Source organism: Pyrobaculum sp., from assembly GCF_049971835.1.
Lineage (GTDB): Archaea > Thermoproteota > Thermoprotei > Thermoproteales > Thermoproteaceae > Pyrobaculum.
The window spans coordinates 1-1,375 of the sequence record NZ_JBMFKV010000361.1 but is presented as its reverse complement, the minus strand read 5'-3'; the positions used below and the strand labels follow the sequence as shown (position 1 = coordinate 1,375).

The window sequence follows — 1,375 nt, the reverse complement described above, 5'->3', positions numbered from 1 at the left end:
TCAACCCCAACTTGATCCGCTCTGCAGATGCGGCACTAACGACGCCAGCCCACATGCCCCCGCGGAGGCCGTCGGGCTACCGAAGCCGCCAGCCACAGCCACTCCTGCTCCCGGCGCGGCGCACCGCCAGGCGGTTTAACGCAACTTTACATTAGCCGGGGGCGTGGTGGATCGGCCACGTTCAGCGTCGCCATCTCGACACGTCTCACAGACTCTACACATATCACACAGCCGCGTCTATACGTGAGGACTTGACTTGTAAAGGTGATAGGCGGGGTTGGACCGACGAGGCGCCACACCACCTCATCTGCGCGGATTCTCTCAACATGGTGTACAAAACCGGTAGAAAGGTCGACTCCACCACCACGAAGGTATACATCCACGAGAGGTGGCTAATGCCCCTCCCGGCTGAGCTGATTCGAAACAACCGATGTCTTCGTCATCTATAACAGAGCCCAGCGCGGTTTGGCAACTGATAGGGATGATAGGCACCTTCAACTCAAAAGATAATCCACAAAAACCTTTGAGGGGGACTAGCTATAATTAAGATCTTATGAGTATTAGCCATAATCGATTAACAGAGCTTGGATCATATAGCTTTTTCGTTATCGTAATCTTAATGATATATAAGTTGTCGATTTTTTGAGTGGATTCGGTGAGATAGAACGAGGATTCGAAAAAACCTATAGAATACAGCGTCGCATTATAGGTTTTGTTATTATAAGTTATCCGATAGCTGTAGGCCTGTCCGCCGGTGTACGTCACATTGCGCGGCTTTGGAAGAAGTTCAACTTCTATACCATTGGCTTTAATTTTCTGAGGACTATAGACAAAACCTTCATAATATACATATAAGATCAAGTATTTATATAGTGCATCGCCTATAGATATTGTACTCTCGTTTATAAACATAGCATTTAATATAAACTCCCTTGTAAAAAAGTCGGGAATTGAGTACTTCCACGTCTTATTTTCCTCTGTAGCTTTTAAATAAATTTCTCTTGCATCACTTAAGATCCTCTTGGCATAATTCAGCGCGGTGAGGTTTTGACCAACGGCTGAGCTGTTGGCAACGCCCTCTAGATTCTGCTGAGGTTGTTTATGACTAAAGAAGTATAGGCCGGCGAAGCCGATCAATATTATAACGACAATAGGTATTAGGAGGAGGTTCTTGCGATATATTTTTCGGCCTTGACCTACTGGATCAGAACTTCTTATTCCACACCGCCAAGATCTATCTGTACATGCCATATTTCTTCGTCTATTTTATCGATTAAAGACTTTCCGTAATAACTTGGTACAACTCCTCTACGATTGGTTCAACCCTATCTAGCTTTTTGTATAGAAACGGATTAATACACAAAACACGAACTGA

Annotated in this window: 2 protein-coding genes; one reads left to right on the top strand and one right to left on the bottom strand. The window is 45.0% G+C overall.

What is annotated here, in order from left to right:
• Positions 1–251 precede the first annotated feature (251 nt).
• Positions 252–449: a hypothetical protein gene (locus ACP5J3_RS14665; RefSeq protein WP_428496357.1), complete on the top strand. Its 198-nt coding sequence runs from the start codon at positions 252–254 to the stop codon at positions 447–449.
• Positions 450–543: 94 nt separating this feature from the next.
• Here ACP5J3_RS14665 and ACP5J3_RS14660 read toward each other — a convergent pair whose 3' ends face one another.
• Positions 544–1,251 (bottom strand): hypothetical protein, encoded by a 708-nt coding sequence (locus tag ACP5J3_RS14660; protein ID WP_428496356.1) that lies wholly within the window; start codon positions 1,249–1,251, stop codon positions 544–546.
• Positions 1,252–1,375 lie beyond the last annotated feature (124 nt).